We start from the raw sequence: 24,844 nt of genomic DNA on the forward strand, positions 1-24,844 counted from the left end.
GCTAGAGATCAAGATGCAGCGTGTTTCCCTCGAAGCGGGAAACGCAGATCATCACCTTGCGGCCGGATGCTTTTTCTTCGCTCGTCAAATAGACGTCATGGTGCAGCAGCTTGCCGTCGCAGGTGACGACGCCGGTCTCGCATTGACCGCAGGCGCCGCCGCGACAGAGGAAGGGCGCGTCGACGCCCGCCGCCTCGATTGCCTCCAGCATGCTTTCGTGATGGCCGACCTTCACGGTCTTGCCGGACCGCAGGAGCTCGATCGCGAAGGGCTTGCCTGGTAGAGACGACAGGAACCGTTCCGAATGCAGGTTCTGTTCCGGCCAGCCGGCGTCCAGTCCCGACTTCAGCACGCCGTCGATCATCCCTGACGGGCCGCAGACATAAAGATGCGTGCCGAGCGGCTGGGTGCCGAGCAGGCGCGTCAGCGGCATGGCGCCGCCTTCGGCATCGCAATAGATCTTGATGCGATGTCCGCCATAGCGCTCGACGAGATGCTGCCAATAGGCGCCGCGGTCGCGCGTGCGGATGGCATAATGCAGCTCGAAATTGGCGCCCTCGCGGGAAAACTGCTCCATCATTGCGATGAAGGGGGTAATGCCGATGCCACCGGCGATCAGAAGATGCTTGCGCCCGCGCCAGTCCGGCTGGAAGAGGTTGACAGGATAACTGACCTTGAGCTCGTCGCCTTCGCTGACCTTCTCATGCATGAAGGTAGAGCCGCCGCGCGAATTCTCGACGTGCAGCACGCTGATCTCGTAGGCTGCGCAATCATGCGGCGGCGACATCAGCGAATAGGCGTTGCGGCGCATATGGCCGCCATCGTTCATCAAGACGATGACGTGGGCGCCGCCGGAGAAATAAGGCATCGGCTTGCCGTCAAGGCGCTCGAAACGGAAGCGCTTGACGCGCTCGGCAATCGGCGTGATCCGCACCACGCGGACAGGAATTTCAGTACCACCGCTCAAAGGAACAACTCCTCGGGGTCAGGCGCGCTGCCCGGTTCTTCCGCATCGATATTGACGCCCTGGAAGGCGGCGAGCCGGCGCGAATAGTGATCGCGCACCAGAAGCGGCAGCCCGCAATGGCTGCAGGCAAACGGGCTGGTGGTGACGTCGTCGGTAATGCCCTTGCAATGGACGCATTGCACCCGCCGTGCCAGCGAGCCGCGATGCTCGGTGATGACGGAGGCATGGTCCATGCCGTAATCGAGCGCCACGAGCATTGCCTGGCCGATGAAGCCTTCCGTGCCCGACAGATAAAGCCGCGTGCCCATGTGAGCAGTGGCAAGCGAACCCTTCAATCGGAAGAGCAGCGTTGCGATGGTCGGAGCCGTGAAGAACATGTCGGCGCCGAGGTGGCGCAGCGTCTCGTCCAGGCCGGATCCTTGCGAACCGCGGGCGACATAGAGGATCTCGCTGCGGGCAAGAGCCGTTTCGTCAAGCGCCGGCTGCTGATCGAGCAGAGCCCTGGCGCCCTCCCCTTCGAGCGCGAAAATGTGCCGCCGGGCATTGGGCTGGATGGTCAGGCCCGTGTAGACGGGTCGGCTCTTGATGCCTGCAACGAGCATTCGCCTGCTCCTTAACCTACGGCAATCCTCTTTTTCTTCTCCGGATCGTCGAAGGGAAGTGTATGGGCGGTGGCGCTTGCCTTTACTGTCTTGCCGCGGACTTCGAGTTTCGTCCCATGCACCGCCTTGTCAACGTCCAAGCGGGCAATCGCCATGGATTTCTTCGTCAGGGAGGAATAGCTCGGGCAGGTAATGACACCGACCTTTTTGCCGTCGGCAAAGACTTCGTCACCGAGATCGGCCGGTCCGTCGGCATCGATCAGCATGCCGAAGATCTTGAAGCGTTCCTTGCCCTTGAGGCGGGCATGCTCCTCGGCGCCACGGAAGCCCGTCTTGCCGGGGCTGACGGTGAAGTCGAGGCCGAGTTCCCAGAGGCTATCGCCGGGCGGCTGATCGGCGAAGGGATACATTTGCGAATTGTCGTAAGGGTAGAAGAGCAGGTAGCTTTCGACCCGCAGCATGTCGAGAACGGAGAAGCAGCAGGGGATGATGCCCATCGGCTTGCCTTCCTCGACGATCCGGTCCCAGACCATGACGGCGTCCTGGCCGCGCACGAAGATCTCGTAGCCGCGCTCGCCGGTATAACCGGTGCGCGAGATCATCACCGGCGCGCCGAACAGCGTCGTCTGCATGTGGTGGAAGTATTTGAGATCGCGAATGCCGGGCACATATTTGGCCAGATAGTCGACCGCGAGCGGTCCCTGCAGCGACAGGTCGTGCAGGTCGTCATCGAAGAGCACGGCGCAATTGCGGCCCGCGGCCTGCTTGACGAGTTCCTCGTGGCCGGAGCCGGAGCCATGCACCAGCATCCAGGAATTCGGGCCGGTGCGATAGACGATGCAGTCGTCGGTGAAGTGGCCGCGCTCGTTCAGCATCGTCGCATAGACCGACCGGCCGGGGTAGATCTTCGTCAGGTCGCGGCTGGTGATGGAGTCGAGCACGGCGATGGCGTGCGGGCCGACCAGATGCACCTTCTTCAGGCCCGAAACATCCATGATGCCGGCCTTGGTACGGACGGCGACATGCTCCTCCGACATATCCTTGTCATAGGTCCAGGCGGTGCCCATACCGCTCCAGTCCTCGAGCTTCGATCCCAGTGCGCGATGCCGATCCGCCAAGACGGAGAAACGCCATGATAAAGCCATTGTCCGTTCCCTCTTATTTCCTCTACGGAATATTTATTTCCTGACTATATAAGTCTTTCGCGTCGTGGCAAGCCCGCCCGGCATGCATTCCCCAAACTTTGATGGCATAGGCGCTGTGGCGCGATGGGTGCGATGACGCCAATCATCTCTCAGCCCATCCGCTCCGACGCGTAACTTCCCGGGCTTGCCGGGAAGACCACGGTGCGGTTGCCGTTGATGAAGGTGCGGTGATGGATATGGGCGTGGATGGCGCGCGCCAGCACCTGGCTTTCGACGTCGCGGCCGATCGAGACATAGTCGTCGGGCGACTGCGCATGGGTGATGCGCGCCGTGTCCTGCTCGATGATCGGGCCTTCGTCGAGATCGGCGGTGACGTAATGCGCCGTCGCCCCGATCAGCTTCACGCCGCGTTGATAGGCCTGTTTGTAAGGGTTGGCGCCCTTGAAGCTTGGCAGGAAGGAGTGGTGGATATTGATGATCTTCCCGGACATCTTCTGGCACATCTCGTCCGACAGGATCTGCATGTAGCGGGCGAGCACGATCAGCTCGGTGCCGGTCTGCTCGACCACGTCCATGATATGGCCCTCGGCCTGCACCTTGTTGGCCTTGGTGACCGGAATATGGTGGAAGGGGATGTCATGGTTGACCACGACCTTCTGGTAGTCGAAATGGTTGGAGACCACGCCAACGATATCGATTGGCAGGGCGCCGATCTTCCAGCGGTAGAGCAGGTCGTTCAGACAATGGCCGAAGCGCGACACCATCAAGAGCACCTTCATGCGCTTCTCGCTGTCGTGAAAATCGTAATCCATTTCGAAAGGAGCGGCGACGGTCGCAAAACCGGTGTCGATATCGGCGCCCGAAAGCCCCTCCTCCGAAATGAAGCTGACGCGCATGAAGAACTTGCCGGTGTCGAGATCGTCGAACTGCGAACTGTCGATGATGTTGCAGCCCTTGTCGGCCAGATAGCTCGAAATCGCCGCGACGATGCCGCGCGTCGACTTGCAGGATACGGTGAGTACGAAACTCTTCATGCTGTTTCTTCCTTCGCTATCCCGAGCGCAGATGGCCTACTGCATAATTCCTTAAATCGGGATCGACTTGATAATTACGCAGCAATCCAAAGTGTTAGCGTCGTATTGGCGTCTGAAATACACGCGGCACTGCAACCACGCCGGAGCTTGTCTGCTCCGGCGCATCAGCGTGTCTTCAGAACGCCCGTCCGTTCAGATGTCGAGCGTGCTGTCGCGTTCCCACTGGGTGAAATGCGAGCAGAAAGCATTCCATTCCTGATGCTTGAGCTTGAGATAGGCGGCGGAAAACTCGGCCCCGATCGCCTGCTTCAAGCCCTCGTCTGCATCATAGGCGCGCAGCGCGTCGAGCAGGTTGAGCGGTAGGCGCGGCGCGTCCTTCACCAGATACCCTTCGGCATACATGTCGATATCGTAATGCCGGCCGGGGTCTGCCTGGCTGCGGATGCCGTCGAGGCCGGCCGCGATGATGATCGCCTGCAGCAGGTACGGATTGACCGCACCATCAGGCAGGCGCAGCTCGAAACGTCCAGGTCCCGGCACGCGCACCATGTGGGTGCGGTTGTTGCCCGTCCAGGTCACGGTGTTCGGCGCCCAGGTCGCGCCCGATGTCGTGCGCGGCGCGTTGATGCGCTTATAGGAATTGACCGTCGGATTGGTGATCGCGGCCAGCGCGGAGGCGTGCTTCATGATGCCGCCGAGGAAGGTTTTACCCTGAGCGGAGAGCCCAAAGGCCATTTCCTTGTCGGCAAAGGCGTTGACCTTGCCATCGATGTCCCAGACCGAAATATGGGCATGGCAGCCGTTTCCGGTCAGGGCTTTGAAGGGCTTCGGCATGAAGGTGGCGCGAAGGCCGTGTTTTTCGGCGACCGACTTGACCATGAACTTGAAGAAGGAGTGCTTGTCTGCCGTCTGAAGCGCGTCGTCATATTCCCAGTTCATCTCGAACTGGCCGTTCGCGTCCTCGTGATCGTTCTGATAGGGCTTCCAGCCAAGCTCGAGCATGTAGTCGCAGATCTCGGCGATGACATCATAGCGACGCATCACGGCCTGCTGATCGTAGCAAGGCTTCTCGGCGGTATCGAACTGGTCCGAAATCACCGAGCCGTCCGCAGAAATCAGAAAGAACTCGGGCTCCACGCCGGTTTTCACCCGGAGCCCTTCTTTCGCAGCTTCAGCGACCAGTCTTTTCAGCACCACGCGCGGTGCCTGTTCGACAGGCTGATCGTTCATGACGCAGTCGGCTGCAACCCATGCGACGTCTTTCTTCCAGGGCAACTGGATGACCGAGGACGCATCGGGAAGCGCGAACAGGTCGGGATGGGCTGGCGTCAAATCGAGCCAGGTTGCGAAGCCCGCAAAGCCGGCGCCATCCTTCTGCATATCGGCGATGGCTTCCGCGGGGACCAGCTTGGCGCGTTGGCCACCGAACAGGTCGGTATAGCTGATCATGAAATATTTGATGCCTTTGTCTTTGGCAAAAGCAGCAAGGTCCAGTGTCATTCTCGTTCCCCTTTGGATTTCTTGGAGACACTTTGCTTATGGATGCGAGACGGCCGGGACGTTTGCCCGGCCGGTAGTAGAAATCAGTAGCCTCCCTTGCCGGGATACCAGTTTGTGCCGGCGAGCGGGATCTGGGCCATGGCGGCCGCCTCCATCGTCAGCGCGCAAAGATCTTCCGGTTCCAGGTTGTGCAGGTGGTTCTTGCCGCAGGCGCGCGCGATGGTCTGGGCTTCCAGCGTCATAACCTTCAGATAGTTCGCGAGACGGCGGCCGGCGGCGATTGGATCAAGGCGCTTCATCAGTTCCGGGTCCTGCGTCGTGATGCCGGCCGGGTCTTTGCCTTCGTGCCAGTCGTCATAGGCGCCGGCCGTCGTGCCGAGCTTCTGGTATTCTTCTTCCCAATGCGGATCGTTGTCGCCGATCGCAACGAGTGCCGCCGTGCCGATGGCAACGGCATCGGCACCCAGCGCCAGTGCCTTGGCCACGTCGGCGCCCGATCGGATGCCGCCCGAGATGATCAGTTGCACCTTGCGATGCATGCCGAGATCCTGCAGCGCCTGGACGGCGGGGCGGATGCAGGCGAGCGTCGGCATGCCGACATTTTCGATGAAGACATCCTGCGTCGCGGCGGTTCCGCCCTGCATGCCATCGAGCACCACCACGTCGGCCCCAGCCTTCACCGCAAGTGCGGTATCGTAATAGGGACGCGCGCCACCGACCTTCACATAGATCGGCTTTTCCCAGTCGGTGATCTCACGCAGTTCCAGGATCTTGATTTCGAGGTCGTCCGGGCCGGTCCAATCCGGGTGGCGGCAGGCCGAGCGCTGGTCGATGCCCTTCGGCAGATTGCGCATGTTGGCGACACGATCGGAGATCTTCTGGCCGAGCAGCATGCCACCGCCGCCGGGCTTTGCGCCTTGACCGACAACCACTTCGATCGCATCGGCGCGACGCAGGTCCTTGGGATTCATGCCGTATCGCGACGGCAGATACTGGTAGACCAGCGTCTGCGAATGGCCGCGCTCTTCATCGGTCATCCCGCCGTCGCCTGTCGTGGTGGAGGTTCCGGCAATCGTCGCGCCGCGTCCGAGCGCTTCCTTGGCATTGCCGGAGAGCGCGCCGAAGCTCATGCCGGCAATGGTGATCGGCGTCTTCAGGTGAATGGGCTTTTTGGCGAAGCGCGCGCCGAGGACGACCGACGTGTCGCACTTTTCGCGGTAACCTTCGAGCGGATAGCGCGAGATCGATGCGCCGAGAAAAAGCAGGTCATCGAAATGCGGAACCTTGCGTTTGGTGCCGGCGCCACGGATGTCGTAAATGCCGGTCGCCGCCGCACGGCGGATTTCCGCCAGCGTGTAATCGTCGAAGGTCGCGGACTTGCGCGGCGGGGTATAGGGGTTGTGATAGCTCATGATGGTCCCTCGCCTTAATACGCGTCGGCGTTGTCGATATTGAAATTATAGAGCTTGCGGGCCGAGCCGTAACGCTTGAATTCCTCGGGCCTCACTTCGGTCACACCCGCCTTTTCGAGAAGTTCGGCCAGCTTCGTCAGATGCTCGGGACGCAGCTCCTTTTCGATGCAATCGGCACCCAGGCTCTTGACCGAACCGCGCACGAAGAGCTTCGCCTCGTAGAGCGAATCCCCAAGCGCATCGCCAGCATTGCCCAGCACCACGAGGTGGCCGGACTGGCCCATGAAGGCCGACATATGGCCGATATTGCCATGAACGACGATGTCGATGCCCTTCATCGAGATGCCGCAGCGCGATGCCGCATTGCCCTTGATGACAAGGAGGCCGCCGCGGCCGGTTGCGCCGGCATACTGGCTGGCATCACCCTCGATGACGACGGTTCCAGACATCATGTTTTCTGCAACACCCGGACCTGCCGAACCGTGAACCGTGACGGTCCCGCCGTCGTTCATCCCGGCGCAGTAATAGCCGACCGACCCCTTCACATCGACCGTGACGGGCGCATCGATGCCGACGGCAACCGAATGGCTGCCGCGCGGATTGACGACTTCGAAGGAAAGATCGTTCGAACCGTTCTGGATGTTGTGCAGGGCGCTGTTGAGTTCACGTAACGGCGTAGTGGCAAGATCAATCACAGGCATGTTTCGATAACCCTTGGAGAATGCGCATGAGGTGCCGGTCAAGCGACCTTCTGGTGATCCCAGAAATAGACGGTTGCAGGCTCCGGCTCCCAGACCCGGGCATTCTCGATGCCGGGCAGATTGACGAGCGCCCGGTATTCCGAACCGAATGCGACATACTGGTCCGTTTCGGCCATGACGGCGGGCTTGCAGGCGATCGCGTCGCGCACGACGCCGAAGCCGGACTTCGTGCCGACGACGAAGGTAAAGAAGCCGTCGAGGTCATCCACCGCGCCTTCCAGCGCTTGGCCGAGATTCTTGCCCTTGGCCATCTCTGCCGTCAGATAGGCGGCGGCGACCTCGGTGTCGTTTTCGGTTTCGAAGGTCATGCCTTCGCGCTTCAGCTCGCGGCGCAGATTGTTGTGGTTGGACAGAGAGCCATTATGCACCAGGCATTGGTCGGAGCCGGTGGAAAAAGGATGGGCCCCGAGCGTCGTGACGGCTGATTCCGTCGCCATGCGGGTATGGCCGATGCCGTGGGTGCCGGCCATTGAATTGACCGCGAAGCGGGAGACCACATCCTTCGGCAGGCCGGTTTCCTTGTAGATCTCGATGGCGTCGCCGCTGCTCATGATGCGGATGTTGGGACGCAATTCAGAAACGGCTGCCTTGCCCGCATCGAGCAGATCCTTCGCAAGCGTGATGACGGCATGGGTGCTCTTAACCTGGATGGCGACCGGTGCGCCGACCGCCTGGCCGAGCTCGGCCTCGAGGTCGGCGAAATCCTTCTTCGGATTGGCCGACTGGATGGTGATCTTGGCATTGCTGCCGCTGGCGTCGCCATAGATCGCGATACCGGCGCTGTCCGGCCCCCGATCCGTCATCGTTATCAGCATCGAGGACAGCAGTGCCCCGAGCTCCGGTTCGAGACTTTTATCCTTGAGGAAGAGCCCCACAATTCCGCACATGACCAGACCTCCGTTCGTGTTGAGAAAGGACTAGCAGGTCTGTTTTCGTTTTTCAACTCGGAAGAAAGATTTTTTCTTTTAAGGCAAGTCAGCCTTTCGAGCTCCGCTGAGGATAGGTGATGATCGAGAGGTATTTGCTCGGGAGTTTGACCAACTGCTCCGGCCCATGTGGTGCATCGGCATCGAAGAACAGGCTGTCGCCCGGCTCCATCTGGAAAAGCTGGTCGCCATGGCGGTAAACGACTTCGCCTTCGAGCATGTAGAGAAATTCCATGCCCTCGTGCTGGAAGGTCGGGAAGGTGTCGGAATCGGCCGTCAATGTGATGAGGTAAGGCTCGACGATGACGCCGCTGGTATTGTTGTCGATATGGCCGAGCAGATTATATTGATGGCCGGCGCGCGTGCCGCGCCGTTCGAGTTCGATGCCCTGCCCCGCTTTGACGAAGACGGCATTGCGCGGTTCCTCGAAACGGCGGAAGAAGGCGGTCAGCGGCACGCCGAGCGCCCGCGACAGCGATTGCAGGGTCGTCAGCGACGGCGAGATGTTGCCGTTCTCGATCTTCGACAGCATGCCGAGTGAAATGCCGGTCGCGGCCGCCAGATCGGTGACCGTGATGCCGAGTTTCTTGCGGTAGGCGCGCACCTCATGGCCGATCGCCATTTCGAGGTTGTTTTCCTTCGGCTCGCGGACGGCGTGCGGATCCTGGGAAAAGGGAGCGCGTCCACTCTGCGCCTGTTCCGGTTGCTCTGCCGCTTCACGCTTGGTTTTCATGGGTTTTCCACCGCCGCCTTCTCTTTTGTCCAAGGCAACCCTATCGTCATAGTGAAAATTCCTCAACCGTGAAGAAAACCTATTCCCGCCGCGCCGCGCGCGGAGCGATGCCGTAGACGGCACGGAACATCCGGGAAAAATGGCTCAGACTGGAAAAACCGGTGGCCACCGCGATTTCCGAGACGGAAAGCGGGCTCTGCTTCAGCAGGCGATGGGCATGCTGCAGCCTGATCCTGCGGTACTGATCGAGGAAGGTGGTGCCGAGATGGGCCGAAAAGAGCCGGTCGAGATGGCGGGTGGTGACGCCGGCGATGCGCGCCATGGCGGCACGCTCGAGCGGCATCTCGATCGTCTCTTCCATCCGTTCGAGAACGTTGAGCAGGCCGGAATGATGGACGCCGTAACGCTGCGCCAGCGAGGCGCGCTGGGGTGCAGCGGGCTCGTTGACCTCGGTGTGCAGATACCAGTCGCTGACCCGGCGGGCGAAATCCGGCCCCATGCGCTCGGCGATCAGCACATGCATCATGTCGAGCGGTGCGATGCCGCCGCCGCAGGTGATCCGGTTGCCGTCGATCACGAAGCGCGCCTGGCGCGGCGTCAGGTCCGGGAAGGCTTCGAGAAGGGCGGCCGCATGCTCCCAGTGGATGGTGAAGTCGCGGCCGCCAAGCAGTCCGGCGGCGGCCATCAGATAGGGGCCGCCCGAGATGCCGCCGATCCTCACCCCTTCGCGCGACAGCTGCCGCAAGCAGGCAAGTACGCTAGGATATCGCCAGTCGCGGGGCAAGCCGCCGGCGCAGACGAAGGCCGTTCCGAGCCCCGAGCCCCTGACCGGGAGAGGCTCGGCGGGGACGCTTGTGCCCGAGGAGGAGAGCGCCGGCGCGCCATCGGGCGAGAAGATCTGCAGTCGATAGATCTCGCGTCCGGCCAAAAGATTTGCCGCCCTGAGCGGTTCGGTCGCCGAAGCATAGGACATCAGCGCAAATCCCGGGATAAGGATGAAGCCGATTTTCTGGACATTTCTACTATCAACAGAGGGCATGTCTCTTTCTTAGCGATTTGTGTCCCTTCTGTGCAAGTCAGCCCTTCTCTTTCTGGCATCATGCAGCTGTTCTTTCCGGAGTGACCATGCGCTATTCCGCTCTTTCGATTTTCCTGAACGGCCTTCGCGGCAACAAAGGCTGGGCGCCGGCCTGGCGCGAGCCGGCGCCGAAGCCGCATTACGACGTCATCATCGTCGGCGGCGGCGGGCATGGTCTTGCCACCGCCTACTACCTTGCCAAGGAGTTCGGCGTCACCAATGTCGCTGTCCTCGAAAAGGGCTATCTCGGCTCCGGCAATATCGGCAGGAACACGACGATCATCCGCTCGAACTATCTGCTGCCGGGTAATAATCCGTTCTACGAGCTGTCGATGAAACTTTGGGAGGGGCTGGAGCAGGACTTCAACTTCAACGCCATGGTCTCGCAGCGCGGCGTTCTCAACCTCTTCCATTCCGACGCGCAGCGCGACGCCTATACGCGCCGCGGCAACGCCATGCGGCTGCATGGCGTCGACGCCGAGCTTCTCGACCGGCAGGCGGTACGCAGGAAATTGCCCTTCCTCGATTTCGACAATGCCCGTTTCCCCATTATGGGCGGCCTGTTCCAGCCGCGCGGCGGCACGGTGCGCCACGATGCGGTCGCCTGGGGTTATGCGCGAGGCGCCGATCAGCGCGGCGTCGACATCATCACCCAGTGCGAGGTGACCGGCATCCGCAGCGAAAACGGTCGGATTACCGGCGTCGAGACCAACAAGGGCTTCATCGGCTGCGGCAAGCTGGCGCTTGCTGCCGCCGGCAACTCCACCGTCGTCGCCGATATGGCCGGCCTTCGCCTGCCGATCGAAAGCCATGTGCTGCAGGCCTTCGTCTCCGAAGGGCTGAAACCGTTCATCGACACGGTCGTCACCTTCGGCGCCGGGCATTTCTACGCGTCCCAGTCGGACAAGGGCGGCCTGGTCTTCGGCGGTGACATCGACGGCTACAATTCCTATGCCCAGCGCGGCAATCTCGCCTCGGTCGAGCATGTCGCCGAAGCCGGGCTGGCGCTGATTCCGTCGCTGTCGCGCGTGCGTTATCTGCGCTCCTGGGGTGGCGTCATGGATATGAGCATGGACGGCTCGCCGATCATCGACCGCACCCATATCGACAATCTCTATCTCAACACCGGCTGGTGTTACGGCGGCTTCAAGGCCACACCCGCCTCCGGCTTCTGCTACGCCCATCTGATCGCCCGCAACGCGCCGCATCAGACCGCCCGCGCCTTCCGGCTCGACCGCTTCGCGCGCGGCTATCCGATCGACGAAAAGGGCGTCGGCGCCCAGCCCAATCTGCACTGAGGACATTTAAGATGGCGAGCTTGATTTCCTGTCCCCATTGCGGCGCCCGACCGAAGGAGGAGTTCTCGATCCGCGGCGATGCCGGCCTTATCAGGCCGGCGCCGGATGCCGGTGCGGCGGCCTGGTTCGATTATGTCTATCTGCGCGACAATCCGAGAGGCCGGCACAGCGAATATTGGCACCACTCTTCCGGATGCCGCCGCTGGCTGATCGTCGAACGCGATACCGTCACCCATGTGGTCCACGGCGTCAGGGATGCCGCTCTTTCCAAGCTCGGCGGAGAACCGGCATGACGAGCTTCCGTCTTTCCTCCGGCGGCCGCATCGACCGCGCCACGACGCTCGGTTTTACTTTCGACGGCAGGCCACTCGAAGGCCATCCGGGCGATACACTCGCCTCGGCGCTGCTTGCCAACGGCGTCCAGCTCGTCGGCCGCAGCTTCAAATATCACCGCCCGCGCGGCATCCTGACGGCGGGCGCTGCCGAACCGAACGCGCTGGTAACGACGGGCAGCGGCGGGCGCACCGAGCCGAATACGCGGGCCACGATGATCGAGCTCTACCAGGGGCTGACGGCAAAGAGCCAGAACCGCTGGCCTTCGCTCGGCTTCGATGTCGGCGCGGTCAACGGGCTGCTGTCGCCCTTCCTCAGTGCCGGCTTCTACTACAAGACCTTCATGTGGCCGGCGGCCCTCTGGGAAAAGCTCTACGAGCCGGTGATCCGCAAGGCGGCGGGCCTCGGCAGGGCTTCCTACGAGGCCGATCCCGATAGCTACGAGAAATGCTGGGCGCATTGCGATCTGCTGGTGATCGGTGCCGGCCCGACCGGTCTTGCCGCAGCGCTGACCGCCGGCCGCGCCGGTGCGCGCGTCATCCTCGCCGACGAGGGGTCCGAACTTGGCGGCAGCCTGCTTTCCGACAGCGCCACCATTGACGGCAAGCCGGCGGATGCGCTTCTCGGCGCGCTGCTTGCCGAACTGGCGAGCCTGGAGAACGTGCGCCGCCTGCCGCGCATGACGGTGTTCGGCTGGTATGACGACAATGTCTTTGGCGCCGTCGAACGGGTGCAGAAGCATGTGGCGATGCCGGATCCGGAACGCCCCGTGGAACGCTTGTGGCGCATCGTCGCCCGCCAGGCGATCCTTGCAACCGGCGTCGAGGAGCGTCCGCTGGTCTTCGGCGGCAACGATATTCCCGGTGTGATGATGGCAGGCGCGATGCGCAGCTATCTCAATCGGCAGGCGGTCGCGCCCGGCAGAAGCACGGTCATCTTCACCACCAACGATGCCGGATATCGAACCGCAGCCGATCTGGAGGCCGCCGGCCTCACCGTCGCGGCGATCGTCGACAGCCGCGCGGATGCGGCCGCGAGCTGGCAGGGCCGCGCCGAAGTGCTGAAGGGCGCCAGGGTCATCGATGCGCTTGGCGGCAAGCGCCTGCGCGGCGTCAGCGTCGAAACCGCAACCGGCACCCGCCGGATCGAAGCCGATGCGCTAGCCATGTCGGGCGGCTGGAGCCCGATCATTCATCTTGCCTGCCATCGCGGTGCGAAACCGCAATGGTCGGACGAGGCCTCGGCGTTTCTGGCGCCTGTCCAGCAGGAAGGTCTGACCGTTGCCGGCTCGGCTGCCGGCCTTGCGCAAACCGCGACCTGCCTCGGTGATGGCGCCGCAAAGGCAGTTGCCGCGTTGAAGACGATCGGTTTCGCGGCGGCGGAACCGGCCTTTGCCTTGGCGTCCGAGGCGGCTGCACAGGCAAAGCCGCTCTGGTCGGTCAAGGGCTCGAAGGGCAAGGCCTTCGTCGATTACCAGAACGACGTGCATCTCAAGGATCTCGGCCTCGCCGTCCGCGAAGGCTACGGCCACGTCGAGCTCGCCAAGCGTTACACCACATCAGGCATGGCGACCGATCAGGGCAAGCTTTCCAACATCAACGCCATCGGCATCCTTGCCGAGGCACGCGGCGTGTCACCCGCCGAGGTGGGAACGACGACCTTCCGGCCCTTCTACACGCCGGTTTCCTTCGGCGCCTTGACCGGGGCGTCGCGCGGCAAACATTTCCAGCCGGCGCGCAAATCGCCGCTGCATGGCTGGGCTAAGAAGAATGGCGCGATCTTCGTCGAAACCGGCCTCTGGTACCGGTCCGCCTGGTTTCCGCGCGCCGGAGAGACGACATGGCGTGAAAGCGTCGACCGCGAGGTGCTGAACATCCGGAAGAATGCCGGCCTCTGCGACGTCTCGACCCTCGGCAAGATCGAAATATCAGGGAGGGATGCCGCGACCTTCCTCGATCGCATCTATTGCAACGGCTTCGCCAAGCTCGCTGTCGGCAAGGCGCGTTACGGCATCATGCTGCGTGAGGACGGCTTCATCTATGATGACGGCACCACCAGCCGGTTCAGTGACGAGCATTTCTTCATGACGACGACGACCGCACTTGCCGCCGGCGTGTTGACCCATCTCGAATTCTGCGCCCAGACGCTCTGGCCGGAACTCGACGTCTGCTTCGCCTCCTCGACCGATCAATGGGCGCAGATGGCCGTTGCCGGGCCGAAGTCGCGCGCCATTCTTCAGGAGATCGTCGACGAGGATTTGTCGGATGCAGCCTTCCCCTTCATGAGCGCGCGCAAGGTCTCCCTGTTCGGCGGCCAACTTGAAGGGCGGCTCTTCCGGATTTCCTTCTCGGGCGAACTCGCCTACGAGCTGGCGGTGCCCGCCGGCTACGGCGAAGGCGTTGCGGATGCGATCATGGCGGCGGGCGAGAAACATGGCATCTGCGCCTATGGCGCCGAAGCGCTCGGCGTCATGCGCATCGAAAAGGGCCATGTCACCCATGCCGAAATCAACGGCACGGTGACGCCTGGCGACCTCGGTTTCGGCCGCATGGTTTCATCAACCAAGCCGGATTTCATCGGCAAGGCATTGCTTGCCCGCGAAGGGCTGCAAGATCCCGAGCGGCAGCGCCTTGTCGGCGTCAAGCCGCTTAATCCGGCGACCGGTTTCCGCACCGGCTCGCATATTCTCGCCGACGGCGTTGCGGCGACCCTCGAAAACGACCAAGGCTACGTCACTTCAAGCGCCTTTTCGCCAGGGCTCGGCCATACGATCGGCCTGGCGCTCGTCAGGCGTGGGCCGGAGCGCATCGGTGAAAAGGTGACGGTCTGGAACGGCCTGCGCAACGAATTCACCGATGCGGTGCTCTGCCATCCCGTCTTCATCGATCCCGAAAACGAGAAGCTCCATGCGTGATCTTCCGCAACACAAGCCGGTTCTGGCCGGGGCAGCATATAAAGGCATCTCAGGGGCGGGCGTCCGGCTGGAAGCCTTGCCGGAGGGCCATCTCCTGCATGTGCTCGGCGCAATCGAGCCCACCGCGCTCGCCGCAGAATTGGTGAAAGCAGGCTTTGCGAAAAGTTCGATCCGTAAGGCAGGCTTTTGGCAATGGTTCGTCGCCGGCGACGAGCCGCTCGTGCCCGCCAGCCTCCATGCTCTCGCGGCAGCACTTGCGGGAAAGGCTTTCGTCATGGACCAGAGCCACGGGCGCGTGCGTATCGGCGTTTCCGGCCGTTCTTCGCGCGCACTTCTCTCAAGGGGGGCCGCCGTCGATCTCGATCCTTCCGTCTTTCCGGAAGGCCATTCGGCCATGACGATGGTCGGTCATCTCTCCGTGCAGATCGTCCGCACCGGCGATGACAGCTTCGAACTCACGGTCCTGCGCAGTTTTGCCGAAAGCCTCTGGGACGATCTCGTGCATATGGCGGCGAGCGCTGAAAAGGACGACGTCTGACAGAGCATTATGCCGAAAAGTGTGAGGTTTTCCGATGACATCATGCTCTCACTATATAACGTAGACCAGGATGATTTTAGGCCGATCCGGCCCAAAATCACCCTGGTCTAGAGGCGGGTTTCGATCGTTTTCAAGCTGTATGCAGCGAGGCGGCGCCGACCCATTCGGGGCGCGCCGCGCCTTGCAGCTCCTCCAGCGCATCGGCGGCAAAGCTCGGTACTACACCGGTCCACAGCAGTGCGCCGTCGGGATTGGAATGGCCGTCGCCCTCGAGCTTGTAGATGCTTTCGACGATATACTGGCCGTCATTGTTCAGGCCCTTGATCTCGGAAATCTCGACCACCCGGCGCCTTCCTGTGCGCTTGAAGCGGGCGATCTGCACGACGACGTCGACCGCCGAGGCGATCTGGGCGCGCAGCGGCCGAAGCGGCATGTCGATATCAGACATCAGCGCCAGCGTTTCCAGCCGGTGCAGGGAGTCATAGGGCGTATTCGCATGCACCGTCGAAAGGCTGCCGCTGTGACCTGATGTCATTGCCTGGATCATATCGAGCGCCTCGCCGCCGCGGCACTCGCCGACGATGACCCGGTCGGGCCGCATGCGCAGCGACGAGCGGAACAGGTCGCGGATGCTGGCGCCGCCGCGGCCGAACCGATCGGGCTTCGTCACTTCGAGATAGACCACGTGTTCCTTACGGATCTGCAGTTCGGACGTGTCTTCAATGACGATGATGCGCTCGTGGTCGGCAAAGGCTTCCGACAGTGCGTTCAGCATGGTCGTCTTGCCGGTGCCGGTGCCGCCCGAGATGATGACGTTCTTTTGCAGCCCAACGGCCGCCTGCAGCAGCGTCAGCGACTCGTCGGTCAGGCTGCCCTGGGTGACGAGATCATGGATGCTGCGATGTTCTTTCAAAAAACGGCGGATGGAGATGCAGAGCCCGGTGCGCGACGCGGGCGGCTGGATCATCTGCACGCGCGAACCATCCGGCAGACGGGCCTCGACGCTCGGTTCCTCCGGCGTCAGCCGCTTGCCTGAGAACTGCGCGATGCTGCGCGCGGCCGATTCCAGATCCTCACGACTGGCGAAACGCGTATCGGCGCGTTCGAGCTTGCCTCGCCTTTCGACGAAAATGTCGGATGTGCCGTTGATCAGGATTTCGGACACGCTCGGATCATCGAGGAGAAAACGGATCGGCCCAAGCAGCTTGTCCAGCGCCCGGGTCAGGACCTGGAAGGTGGCCTGTTCGGCAGCGTCGTCGGATACGGCCTTCATCAGAGCGGCATCCCGACCAGGACCGTGCTCATGCCGAACAGCGTCGCCATCATCTGAACCGCGGTCGGAAAGAACATCATCAATGGAATGAGGACCAATCCAAGTATTAAGATGCTGCTCATCGTTTCCATCGTTCTCTCTCCGGATCGACTGGCGGGCGATACCCACCATTTCAGGAGCTTAATCCAGATCATCAAACAACGCCATGGTCGGGTGCCGTGCGGGCGGTGATTCTACCCGCGGTACGCCTTCTCTTCTATCGCTTTGAAAGAATTGGCCAATTATGGAGCAGTAGACGAAGCCGCGAAGGACCATCAAAAATTTCTTCTCCACAGGTAAAACTTCAGCCTGTTCAAAAGGTTAGTTAAAAAAACCCGGCGTCAACTGCGACTTTGTCGCCGATGCCTCCAAGACAATTGGAACCCTTCGTTTCGTTTGCTTGACGGAGGGCTGGCCTTGGGCGCACTCTTGGGTCTTAATGGTGTTGCTCAACAAACGTTGGCCGCCGGGGAAGATAAGCTGAAGCAGAAAATATCATTGGATCGAGCAACATGCTCGTTCGGATCGATAGCGTATGCTTGGTTCATCTTCACCAAGGCTTCGAACCGAAACAAACCTGGGAATGAGGAGTACTCACATGTTTGGTAAACTCAAGACTCTCGCAATTGCACTTCACAAGGACGAACGCGGCGACATGGCCCAGATCGTCCTGGCCGTCGCCCTGATCGTCATTCCGCTGATGCTGATCCTGCTCGCATTCGGCAAACAGATCGGCGAATGGTTCAACGAAAAGAACACGGCGCTCTCGGATGCCGAGAGAATTCCTGAGCCGGGTCAATAAGCGGGTCGGGATCATGGATACGACCTATGATCTGACCCTGATGCCTGCGGCGGCGGCTCTTGCCGTCGCCTGCACCATGACCGCGGCGGTGCTCGACCATCGCCACGGTCATATCCCGAACGCCGTCACTTATCCTTGCCTGCTTGGCGGGTTCATGTTGGCGGCAGTCAGCGGCGGTCTCGCGGGGATAGGGCTTGCTTTCGCAGGCCTCTTTGCAGCCGGCCTGATCTTCATCATCGCCTTCGCAGCCGGAAGCTGCGGCGGCGGCGACGTCAAGCTGATGGCGGCGCTCGGCGCCATTCTTGGCCTCGGGCCCGCCATCGACGTAACCCTTGCATCGCTGATGGTCGGCGGCGTGATTGCCGTTTTCTCCATGGCGCGGCGTGTTCAGTGGAGCGTGCTGGCCCGAACGGTCGGATTGTTTGCGCTTCTCCTGCCTGCCGGTTTCCGCGATGCCGCTTCCGTGCTGAAGCCGCGCGAAACCCATCATACCGTTCGCTTCGGCGTTGCCGCTGCTCTCGGACTTCTCTGGTGCCTTTTCATGCCCGATTTCACCCCTCTTTCATTCGTGAGGTAACGGCAATGCGCGCTGAACTCGAACGCCCCATCTTCGACGGTGCCTTCTGGAGTTCGATCCTGCACTCGCGGACCTTCTGGGTCCCTCAGGATCACGGCGCGCTCCTCGGTACCTTTGCGATCGCCATGCTGCTGCTTGCCTCTATGCTGCTGCTGCCGCGGCTTTCCGCCCGCCGGCGCCGGATATCGGAGTTGCACGGCGATACCTCCGGCAGCACGACAATGATGGATTTCGTCCTCGTGACACCGGTCTTCGTCTTCTTCATGTTCGTGGTCTTCCAATTCACCATCCTGGCAAAAAACCACCTCTTCACCCACTATGCTGCCTATGCGGCGGCCCGCAGCGCCCGCGTCTATTTCTGCCCGGCCCTGCCGATCACGCTGCGAAGCCTAATCGACGTCAAGACCTGCGATGACGACGCTGCTGCCGGCAAAGCCGATCTTGCCGCCCGCCTGGCGCTGATCCCGGCCGCACCCTACGACCAGCTGAAATGCGTCGGCGCCTGCCAGCCGCCGGAAGATGCGCTGAAAAACCTTGCCGATGCCTCCGGGCTTTCGAAGAACTGGCGCGCGATGCGCAACCAGGCCCGCTACATGTTCGACCCGCAAAACGTCACCGTGACCGTCGACCGCGCGCCGATGGCGCTCTATGCGGCCATCAACCGCTCGCCGCATGTGCCGGTCACCGCCAAGGTGGAAGCGCGCTTCCTGCTGCTCGAATATGCCGGCTGGGTCTTTGCCCGCGGCCAGAGGAAGGACGGCCGCTACTACACGATCTCGACGGCGGAGGTGAACCTGCTATGACACCGACCCTCATCAAGCGCCTGCATCGCGACGAACGCGGCTTCCTGTCACCGATCATCCTCTACATGACGATCGCGCTCGCCCTGATGATCGTCTGGATCCTGAATACGGGACAGATGATCTACGACAAGCAGCGCACGCAGGACACGGCCGATGCCGCCGCACTCGTCCATGCCGACTGGGAAGCCCGCTATCTCAACATCATGGCGATGAACAACGTCGCCTCCTCGCAGGCAACCGTCGTCATGGCGACCTCGGTCGCCTTCCAGCTGACGACGGCGGAACTGGCCGTGCGCTCGGCCGCCATTCTGGCGAAACTCGCCGAATATTCGTTCACCGAAGGCTTCGGGCCGGCGTCGCTCCTGCCGCCGCTTCCGCCGATGCCCTACTGCCCGGGCTGGCAGAAGGTGCCGATCGTCGGTGGCATCATCTACGGCGCTTGCCTGGCTTTCCAGGGGTTCCGGGCGACGGAAGCCGGCCTGGCGATTGGCTATACGGTAAAAGCACAGCTCGATTATGATCCCTGGGGCCTCATCGTGAAGTCCAGCGACATTATCGACGCCATGAACGACCTCAACGACTATCTCGTCGAAAGCTTCCCGCAGCGCGTTGGCAACGAGGCCCTGCATTTGGTGCGCCTGAACAAGTCGGATCATGTCGTCTTCCATCCGCCCTGCGAGTCCTGCAACAACGCCGGAGAGGGTGCGGGCGGTAATCTGCCGGTCGATCGCGACGGCATCAATCCCGCCTCGGCCTACGCTGAAATGTGCATTGCCATGACCTATGGCACCCAAGGGCAGGACCCGTTCCTCATGCGCGGCGAGTTTGCCAACCGCGGCTTCCCCAACGGCAAGGGTCCGTTGACCGCAGGCGGCGTCGATGGCAGCCATATTCGCGACTGGGTGAACCACGAAAGCGGCATCGACGATGCGCTGGTGAACTTCTACATCTTCTATGAAGCCTTCGGCCCAGCTTACCTGAGCAAGGTACCGTTCAAGGCGATCGTCGAGCAATATGCCGGTGATCTGAGCTGGCTGGAAGAAGCAGCGCTCGACGTCAGCTTCTGGCTCGCGGACAAGGTCTTCGGCGTCGGCTTTGGCGTCACCAATCCCTTCCAGCTGCCGATCGACGTGCCGCCGCGTTATTCCGACGCGCAGACAAAGGACGAGAATGATTTCACCCGCAAGTTCGACACGATCTGGGATGGGGTCTGCAGCCCGGCGGGTGCTGCGATTTCGATGGCAGGCGCACTGCCTGTCGTTTCCTTCCCGAAGCCTTACTGGCTGAAGGGACGCACACCTTTCAACTTCACGCCTTTCGGCGGCGAGCAACTCGACGACTACCAGACGCTGGCGATCGTTTCGCGCGCCCCGCGCGCCAGGCTGCAGATCCGCATCTTCAAGGACAAGACACCGTCGGCCTATGCGCTCGCGCAGAGCTGGGTCCACAATTACACGGCCTTCGACCTCTACACACAGGACTGGCTGGCATCGCTTGCGCCCGCCACGCTAGCCGACGATATCGGCGAGGTTTCGAACACCATCAAGCAGAGCCCGGCGGCCGACAGTTTTACCGGTCTGACCCGCGTCTTCGACCGAGGAGGAGCCAATGCCTGGGCTGCCGTCAACACACACTGAGCCTACGGGCGGTCTTCCAGGCCGCGGGCTGCTGATGCGGCTGCACCGCGACAGGCGCGGTCTCGCCTCGATCGAATTCGTACTTGCCGCGCCAGTTATCCTGCTGATCGTGATTTTCGTCATCCACGCCAACAAGATTTCCACCAAGAAGGTGGGAACCATGCTTGCGATGCGCAACGCCGCCTTCGCCGAGGCGAATGGGCTGGACTGCACGTCGGATTTCTCGAACGTCTTCCCGATCCCGGCCTTGCCGGCACTGCCCGGGGGCGACGCCATGAGCTGCGCGCGCACGCCATCGCATGAAGGCGACGGCGACCCGCAACGCACCTTTGTCTGGGACGACGTGCAAAATACCTTGAAGAGCGACGGGCGCGATTTCGGCGACATGGTCGGCGACCTCGCCAATGAGAAGCCGCAGCTCGTCACCGCTACGGCCGACCGGGTCTACAAGTTCAGGGATTCCGATGATCTCGATACGATCAGAAGCCTCCGCTGGAAGGACGCGTTCACGGTTGATGACTCGACGCTGTTTGCCTCCCACAACAACGATACCACGCGCCGTGGCTACGATCCGACGCTGCGTCGGGAAATCCGCGATGTGGCCGACGATTCCGGCGATCTGTTCGACGGCGTCTTCCCGGGAGCGAAATAAGATGATGCAGGGCGCGCGCATCTCCTTTCGTCTCGCCGGTCACCTTGCCGGCCATCTCACTGGTTTGGTGCTGGTGATCGGGCTCGCCGTCGCCGTGGCCACACCGGTCCGTGCCGAAATCTACAAGGATTTCAAAGTGACGCTGAACTCGATGCTGGCCGGCATCCTCGGCGCGCCGGAGCGGGCGCCGCGCGATCTCGTCATCAACGGCCAGCCGCTTGAATTCACGCCCTACCAGAGCGATCGCAGCATTTCCGATATCACCGACGAATGGCTGCGGGTGCTGGCCGCCAATACAAGGCCGGCCTTGCCCAGGAGCGATAACAAGGAAGAACTGACCGCGGTCATTGCCGCCAACATGCTGATCGTCCCGAAGACGAGCCGCATCCGCGACGATCTCGCCGTGGTGGTGCGGTTCTTCGACGGCGACGGCGAGGCGGCCCTCGACTATCTCCGCCGGCAGGATCCTAAAAATCCTTCGGCAAGAGCGCCGATCCCGGGCGTCTCGATCATGATCCGCCGTCCCGCCGATGCGCCGAGGACCGAGGTGCTGATGAGCCGCTTCGAGGATGTTGCCTCGACGCTGCCGGCCTTTGCGGCCCCCGCCGATGTCAGCAAGCTGCCGATGTCGCTGCGTCCGCCGGCCGGTGTCGAGGTGCTGAGCGATATCGGCGATCGCGACCAAAGCCACACGTCGCGCACGGTCGTGTCGAAAGGCACGCTGTCGGCCGTGCGCTGGTCCGATCAACGCGCCGATCTGCTTGCCCGCGACGGTTTTACCATCGAGACGCCGCCGGCACAGCGCGGCGGGGTCACAGCACTTTATGGCCGGCGCGGCAGCGTCGAGGCCAATGTCTTGTACACTCGCAGCAAAACCGACGGCCGGACCGTCGAAGTCATTCAAATCAGGCAACCCTTCGTCGAAGGAATAACACCATGAACTGGAAGCTCATCGCGGCTGTCATCGTCGGGCTCATCACCGGCGTTCTGCTCTACTTCTGGACCGAGAGCGTCAAGAACGAGCAGGTGGCCTATGCCTTCATGCGGCTCCAGCCCGACAGGAAGGTCACGCGAGGACAGGCGATCACGCCCGACATGCTCGCCGAACCGGTGATGCTGCCGGAAAGCTTCGGGGCGCTGGCCAAACTCGCGGTTCCCGCCGCCAGCGCCTATCAGGAATGGCTGAAGGACAGGACGGCCGCGAGCGATATTCCGGCCGGCTCCGTGTTGCTCTTTCAGTATTTCGACGATACCGACGGCGGACGCCTGACGACGATGATCGCGCCCGGCAAGCGGGCGCTGACCCTCCCTGTCAACGCGGCCGCGGCCGTCGGCCATTTCGTCGAGCCGGGCAGCTATGTCGATATCCTCGGCACGGTCGACGAACCGGTCGAGCCCGTGGCGCCGGCCGCCGCGAACCAGCCGGGAGCTCCCGGCCAGCCCGCTGCCTTGCCAGGTCAGCCTGCCGTGCCGGGCCAGGCGCCGGCCACAGCCGCACAGCCGCAGGCTCCAGCCCAGCCGCAGTCGCCGGTCGAGCAGATGCTGAAGAACTATCTCACCCAGTATCCCGGTGCCGACGAGAACGACGTCAACGCCTACCGCAAGCAGGCGCAGGATTATAAACTCGGCATCAGCTCGCGTACCCGCGTCGTCACCCGCACCTTCCTGCAGAATGTCAAGGTTCTGGCCGTCGGCGCGGCGACGACGGCGGAGGGTGCGGTCACCAAGGCGAACAGCACCTACAACAATGTGACCGTCGAAGTGACGCCGTCGGAAGCCGAAATGCTGATTTTTGCCATGGGCCAGTCGAACGGCAGCCTAAACCTCGTGCTGCGCAATCCGGCCGACAATACCGTCGAGGACCTGCCGAGCATCAACTGGACGCGCATGTGACCGTCGCGGGGGAATAAGCCATGCTGTTGAAGATTTCCTATGAGGACGGCAGCGGTCGAGAGGTCATCCCGCTCTCGGCGAACGAAACCTATTTCGTCGGCGAGAGCAGCACGCTGACGCTGCCCGCCGGCGCGGGGGTCGTGCGGTTGCGGGGCAGCCACGTCTCTTCGCCGCAATTCGTGCTGCGGAAGTCCGGCCAGGGATGGTCGGTGCAGCATCACGGACGCAACCCGACGCGGGTCGACGATCAGCCGCTTCGGGCCGGCACCCCGGTTGCAGTCTCGGCCGGCATGTCGATCTGGGTGCCGAATGTCACGATCGAGCTCGTCGAGCCGGCCGCGGCCGCCGAGGTGGTGACGCAATTTCCCGATCAGGAACGCGTGCTCGCCCTGCAGATGGAAATCCACGAACGTCTGCTGAAGGACACGCAATATGACCGGCTGGTGAAATCCGCCGATTTCGGCCGCGAGGACACGCGAAACCGCATCCGCGAACGCCTCGACATGTTCATCAAGGAGGCGCTCGACGCAGCACAGCAGGATCTCGTCATCCTTGTCATCAAGAACGCCGTCTATCGGTGGCTGGCCAAACGCATTGCCCGAACGGGGCGGCGCGACGCATCGTCGAATGCCGCAAGCCTGTCGCGCGAGGAGCAGGACAATCGCCGCCTCTTCGACGTCGGCAAGGCGCTGATTTCGGCGCTGCAGCTCAAGCTCAACTTCGAATCCACCCGCGCGGACTTTGCCCAGCTCGACACCCGTTTCAGCGCAGCTTTCCAGTCTCGGCAAGCGCTTTTTAACGCCGGTGACCGCTATGAGATCGCCCATATGCACCTGCGCTCCAGCATCGAGGAGCTGATGTATCGCTGGGGAACGATCTCCGAGCTGATGGATCTCGACGTGATCTCGGAAATCATGGTGACGCGCTACGACGAGATCTACGTCGAAAAATTCGGCCTGCTGGAGCGCTATCCCTTCGCCTTCGCCAATGAGCGGCAGCTGATGAAGGTGATCGAGCGCATCGCCGTCGATTCCAACCGCTCGATCAACGAGAGCGAGGCGATGGCCGACTTCCGCATGCCGGATGGCTCTCGCGTCAACGCCGTCATTCCGCCGCTGGCGGTCAAGGGCGCCTGCCTCACCATCCGCAAGTTCGGCGGCAAGTCGCGGCTCGATATCAGCAAACTGGTGACCGCCGGCGCGCTCAGCGAGCCGATGCGCGCCTTCCTCGAGGCGGCCGTCCGCTCCCGCAAGAACATCGTCGTCTCAGGCGGCACCGGCTCCGGCAAGACGACGCTCTTGAACAGCCTGTCGCAGTTCATTCCGGTGGGCGAGCGCGTCGTTGCCGTCGAAGACACGTCGGAACTGCAGCTCGACGGCATTCATGTCGTCTATCTTCAATCGCGGCCGAAGACGGCGGAGTCGGAGACCAGCGTCACCATCCGCGACCTCGTGCGCAACGCGCTGCGCATGCGTCCCGACCGCATCATCGTCGGCGAGTGCCGCGGCGCCGAGGCGATCGACATGCTGCAGGCGATGAACACCGGGCATGCCGGCTCGATGACGACGGCGCATGCCAATACGCCGCAGGACATGATGACCCGCCTGGAGGTGATGGTGCTGCAGGGGCAGAGCTCGCTGCCTGTCATGGCGATCCGCCAGCAGATCGTTGCCGCGGTCGAACTTGTCGTGCAGCTGAACCGCCTGGCAAATGGTCGGCGCGCCGTCACCGAAATATCGGAGGTGATCGGTATCGATCCGGATACCGGCCTCATCATCGTCGAGCCGATCTTCAATCTCGTCGGCCGCGCCGGCGGCCAGGCCGTGCATGCCTTCACCGGCTACCTGCCAAGCTTCGTCGCCGAGCTCGTCGAGTTCAACGACGACGGCGAGATCGAAAAACTGGACATGTTCGTCTAGAGCGGTTC

At 62.3% G+C, this 24,844-nt stretch carries 23 protein-coding genes; 12 read left to right on the forward strand and 11 right to left on the reverse strand.

What is annotated here, in order from left to right:
• Position 1 precedes the first annotated feature (1 nt).
• From AC244Q_RS31300 to AC244Q_RS31345, 10 genes are all read right to left on the reverse strand, one after another.
• Positions 2-967 (reverse strand): PDR/VanB family oxidoreductase, encoded by a 966-nt coding sequence (locus AC244Q_RS31300; protein ID WP_128408092.1) that lies wholly within the window; start codon positions 965-967, stop codon positions 2-4.
• Positions 964-1,569, reverse strand: coding sequence for a dimethylamine monooxygenase subunit DmmA family protein (locus AC244Q_RS31305; protein ID WP_128408093.1), 606 nt, complete (start codon positions 1,567-1,569; stop codon positions 964-966). The genes AC244Q_RS31300 and AC244Q_RS31305 overlap by 4 nt, the downstream gene beginning before the upstream one ends.
• 11 nt (positions 1,570-1,580) lie before the next feature.
• On the reverse strand, positions 1,581-2,714 hold the full coding sequence (locus AC244Q_RS31310) for an aminomethyl transferase family protein (RefSeq protein WP_128408094.1): 1,134 nt from the start codon (positions 2,712-2,714) through the stop codon (positions 1,581-1,583).
• A gap of 149 nt (positions 2,715-2,863) precedes the next feature.
• Positions 2,864-3,748, reverse strand: coding sequence for a formyltetrahydrofolate deformylase (purU, locus tag AC244Q_RS31315; protein WP_017996905.1), 885 nt, complete (start codon positions 3,746-3,748; stop codon positions 2,864-2,866).
• 192 nt (positions 3,749-3,940) lie between these two features.
• Entirely contained in the window at positions 3,941-5,248 is a 1,308-nt protein-coding gene (glnT, locus tag AC244Q_RS31320; protein WP_128408095.1) for a type III glutamate--ammonia ligase, read from the reverse strand.
• Between the two features lie 83 nt (positions 5,249-5,331).
• On the reverse strand, positions 5,332-6,660 hold the full coding sequence (locus AC244Q_RS31325; RefSeq protein ID WP_003548137.1) for an FMN-binding glutamate synthase family protein: 1,329 nt from the start codon (positions 6,658-6,660) through the stop codon (positions 5,332-5,334).
• Positions 6,661-6,674: 14 nt separating this feature from the next.
• Positions 6,675-7,361: a GltB/FmdC/FwdC-like GXGXG domain-containing protein gene (locus tag AC244Q_RS31330; protein ID WP_128408096.1), complete on the reverse strand. Its 687-nt coding sequence runs from the start codon at positions 7,359-7,361 to the stop codon at positions 6,675-6,677.
• A 38-nt stretch (positions 7,362-7,399) separates the two neighbouring features.
• Positions 7,400-8,308 (reverse strand): class II glutamine amidotransferase, encoded by a 909-nt coding sequence (locus AC244Q_RS31335; RefSeq protein WP_128408097.1) that lies wholly within the window; start codon positions 8,306-8,308, stop codon positions 7,400-7,402.
• 88 nt (positions 8,309-8,396) lie between these two features.
• Complete coding sequence (locus AC244Q_RS31340) at positions 8,397-9,080, reverse strand: helix-turn-helix domain-containing protein (RefSeq protein ID WP_012763161.1); 684 nt, start codon at positions 9,078-9,080, stop codon at positions 8,397-8,399.
• Positions 9,081-9,159: 79 nt separating this feature from the next.
• Positions 9,160-10,119 carry a GlxA family transcriptional regulator gene (locus AC244Q_RS31345; protein WP_128408098.1) on the reverse strand — a complete coding sequence of 320 codons (960 nt, stop codon included), beginning with the start codon at positions 10,117-10,119 and terminating at the stop codon, positions 9,160-9,162.
• 86 nt (positions 10,120-10,205) lie between these two features.
• Here AC244Q_RS31345 and AC244Q_RS31350 point away from each other — a divergent pair, with 86 nt between their 5' ends.
• Genes AC244Q_RS31350 through AC244Q_RS31365 form a run of 4 tightly spaced genes read left to right on the forward strand, consistent with a single transcriptional unit; the run spans position 10,206 to position 15,241 of the window.
• The gene (locus AC244Q_RS31350; protein ID WP_128408099.1) at positions 10,206-11,456 is read left to right on the forward strand and encodes a sarcosine oxidase subunit beta family protein; all 1,251 of its coding nucleotides are present in this window, start codon (positions 10,206-10,208) and stop codon (positions 11,454-11,456) included.
• 11 nt (positions 11,457-11,467) lie between these two features.
• Positions 11,468-11,749, forward strand: a complete 282-nt coding sequence (locus AC244Q_RS31355) for a sarcosine oxidase subunit delta (protein WP_017996899.1) — start codon at positions 11,468-11,470, stop codon at positions 11,747-11,749.
• Positions 11,746-14,703 (forward strand): sarcosine oxidase subunit alpha family protein, encoded by a 2,958-nt coding sequence (locus tag AC244Q_RS31360; protein WP_128408100.1) that lies wholly within the window; start codon positions 11,746-11,748, stop codon positions 14,701-14,703. The genes AC244Q_RS31355 and AC244Q_RS31360 overlap by 4 nt, the downstream gene beginning before the upstream one ends.
• Positions 14,696-15,241 (forward strand): sarcosine oxidase subunit gamma family protein, encoded by a 546-nt coding sequence (locus AC244Q_RS31365; RefSeq protein ID WP_128408101.1) that lies wholly within the window; start codon positions 14,696-14,698, stop codon positions 15,239-15,241. The genes AC244Q_RS31360 and AC244Q_RS31365 overlap by 8 nt, the downstream gene beginning before the upstream one ends.
• Positions 15,242-15,371: 130 nt before the next feature.
• Here the strand turns inward: AC244Q_RS31365 and AC244Q_RS31370 are convergent, their stop codons facing one another.
• A complete protein-coding gene (locus AC244Q_RS31370; RefSeq protein WP_244432282.1) occupies positions 15,372-16,685 on the reverse strand; it encodes a TadA family conjugal transfer-associated ATPase in 1,314 nt (437 codons plus the stop codon).
• Between the two features lie 466 nt (positions 16,686-17,151).
• Here AC244Q_RS31370 and AC244Q_RS31375 point away from each other — a divergent pair, with 466 nt between their 5' ends.
• The 8 genes from AC244Q_RS31375 to AC244Q_RS31410 are packed head-to-tail and all read left to right on the forward strand — an operon-like array spanning position 17,152 to position 24,836.
• Positions 17,152-17,355 carry a hypothetical protein gene (locus AC244Q_RS31375; protein WP_003548168.1) on the forward strand — a complete coding sequence of 68 codons (204 nt, stop codon included), beginning with the start codon at positions 17,152-17,154 and terminating at the stop codon, positions 17,353-17,355.
• 13 nt (positions 17,356-17,368) lie between these two features.
• On the forward strand, positions 17,369-17,932 hold the full coding sequence (locus AC244Q_RS31380) for an A24 family peptidase (protein ID WP_128408102.1): 564 nt from the start codon (positions 17,369-17,371) through the stop codon (positions 17,930-17,932).
• Positions 17,933-17,937: 5 nt separating this feature from the next.
• Positions 17,938-18,735 carry a TadE/TadG family type IV pilus assembly protein gene (locus AC244Q_RS31385; protein WP_012763631.1) on the forward strand — a complete coding sequence of 266 codons (798 nt, stop codon included), beginning with the start codon at positions 17,938-17,940 and terminating at the stop codon, positions 18,733-18,735.
• The gene (locus AC244Q_RS31390; RefSeq protein WP_128408103.1) at positions 18,732-20,372 is read left to right on the forward strand and encodes a TadE/TadG family type IV pilus assembly protein; all 1,641 of its coding nucleotides are present in this window, start codon (positions 18,732-18,734) and stop codon (positions 20,370-20,372) included. The genes AC244Q_RS31385 and AC244Q_RS31390 overlap by 4 nt, the downstream gene beginning before the upstream one ends.
• On the forward strand, positions 20,344-21,024 hold the full coding sequence (locus AC244Q_RS31395) for a TadE/TadG family type IV pilus assembly protein (protein ID WP_012763629.1): 681 nt from the start codon (positions 20,344-20,346) through the stop codon (positions 21,022-21,024). The genes AC244Q_RS31390 and AC244Q_RS31395 overlap by 29 nt, the downstream gene beginning before the upstream one ends.
• A gap of 1 nt (position 21,025) precedes the next feature.
• A complete protein-coding gene (locus tag AC244Q_RS31400) occupies positions 21,026-21,964 on the forward strand; it encodes a hypothetical protein (RefSeq protein WP_113547797.1) in 939 nt (312 codons plus the stop codon).
• Positions 21,961-22,917, forward strand: a complete 957-nt coding sequence (gene cpaB, locus AC244Q_RS31405; protein ID WP_128439134.1) for a Flp pilus assembly protein CpaB — start codon at positions 21,961-21,963, stop codon at positions 22,915-22,917. Before AC244Q_RS31400 ends, cpaB begins: the two co-directional genes overlap by 4 nt.
• A gap of 20 nt (positions 22,918-22,937) precedes the next feature.
• The gene (locus tag AC244Q_RS31410; RefSeq protein WP_012763626.1) at positions 22,938-24,836 is read left to right on the forward strand and encodes a TadA family conjugal transfer-associated ATPase; all 1,899 of its coding nucleotides are present in this window, start codon (positions 22,938-22,940) and stop codon (positions 24,834-24,836) included.
• Positions 24,837-24,844: the final 8 nt, after the last annotated feature.

This window comes from Rhizobium sp. CB2179 (assembly GCF_057653455.1).

What these genes read in the sequence shown, in the direction of transcription:
- AC244Q_RS31305 (WP_128408093.1), bottom strand. Translation starts at nt 1,569, where the DNA reads ATGCTCGTTGCAGGCATCAAGAGCCGACCCGTCTACACGGGCCTGACC.
- AC244Q_RS31310 (WP_128408094.1), bottom strand. Translation starts at nt 2,714, where the DNA reads ATGGCTTTATCATGGCGTTTCTCCGTCTTGGCGGATCGGCATCGCGCA.
- purU (WP_017996905.1), bottom strand. Translation starts at nt 3,748, where the DNA reads ATGAAGAGTTTCGTACTCACCGTATCCTGCAAGTCGACGCGCGGCATC.
- glnT (WP_128408095.1), bottom strand. Translation starts at nt 5,248, where the DNA reads ATGACACTGGACCTTGCTGCTTTTGCCAAAGACAAAGGCATCAAATAT.
- AC244Q_RS31325 (WP_003548137.1), bottom strand. Translation starts at nt 6,660, where the DNA reads ATGAGCTATCACAACCCCTATACCCCGCCGCGCAAGTCCGCGACCTTC.
- AC244Q_RS31330 (WP_128408096.1), bottom strand. Translation starts at nt 7,361, where the DNA reads ATGCCTGTGATTGATCTTGCCACTACGCCGTTACGTGAACTCAACAGC.
- AC244Q_RS31335 (WP_128408097.1), bottom strand. Translation starts at nt 8,308, where the DNA reads ATGTGCGGAATTGTGGGGCTCTTCCTCAAGGATAAAAGTCTCGAACCG.
- AC244Q_RS31340 (WP_012763161.1), bottom strand. Translation starts at nt 9,080, where the DNA reads ATGAAAACCAAGCGTGAAGCGGCAGAGCAACCGGAACAGGCGCAGAGT.
- AC244Q_RS31345 (WP_128408098.1), bottom strand. Translation starts at nt 10,119, where the DNA reads ATGCCCTCTGTTGATAGTAGAAATGTCCAGAAAATCGGCTTCATCCTT.
- AC244Q_RS31350 (WP_128408099.1), top strand. Translation starts at nt 10,206, where the DNA reads ATGCGCTATTCCGCTCTTTCGATTTTCCTGAACGGCCTTCGCGGCAAC.
- AC244Q_RS31355 (WP_017996899.1), top strand. Translation starts at nt 11,468, where the DNA reads ATGGCGAGCTTGATTTCCTGTCCCCATTGCGGCGCCCGACCGAAGGAG.
- AC244Q_RS31360 (WP_128408100.1), top strand. Translation starts at nt 11,746, where the DNA reads ATGACGAGCTTCCGTCTTTCCTCCGGCGGCCGCATCGACCGCGCCACG.
- AC244Q_RS31365 (WP_128408101.1), top strand. Translation starts at nt 14,696, where the DNA reads ATGCGTGATCTTCCGCAACACAAGCCGGTTCTGGCCGGGGCAGCATAT.
- AC244Q_RS31370 (WP_244432282.1), bottom strand. Translation starts at nt 16,685, where the DNA reads ATGGTGGGTATCGCCCGCCAGTCGATCCGGAGAGAGAACGATGGAAAC.
- AC244Q_RS31375 (WP_003548168.1), top strand. Translation starts at nt 17,152, where the DNA reads ATGTTTGGTAAACTCAAGACTCTCGCAATTGCACTTCACAAGGACGAA.
- AC244Q_RS31380 (WP_128408102.1), top strand. Translation starts at nt 17,369, where the DNA reads ATGGATACGACCTATGATCTGACCCTGATGCCTGCGGCGGCGGCTCTT.
- AC244Q_RS31385 (WP_012763631.1), top strand. Translation starts at nt 17,938, where the DNA reads ATGCGCGCTGAACTCGAACGCCCCATCTTCGACGGTGCCTTCTGGAGT.
- AC244Q_RS31390 (WP_128408103.1), top strand. Translation starts at nt 18,732, where the DNA reads ATGACACCGACCCTCATCAAGCGCCTGCATCGCGACGAACGCGGCTTC.
- AC244Q_RS31395 (WP_012763629.1), top strand. Translation starts at nt 20,344, where the DNA reads ATGCCTGGGCTGCCGTCAACACACACTGAGCCTACGGGCGGTCTTCCA.
- AC244Q_RS31400 (WP_113547797.1), top strand. Translation starts at nt 21,026, where the DNA reads ATGATGCAGGGCGCGCGCATCTCCTTTCGTCTCGCCGGTCACCTTGCC.
- cpaB (WP_128439134.1), top strand. Translation starts at nt 21,961, where the DNA reads ATGAACTGGAAGCTCATCGCGGCTGTCATCGTCGGGCTCATCACCGGC.
- AC244Q_RS31410 (WP_012763626.1), top strand. Translation starts at nt 22,938, where the DNA reads ATGCTGTTGAAGATTTCCTATGAGGACGGCAGCGGTCGAGAGGTCATC.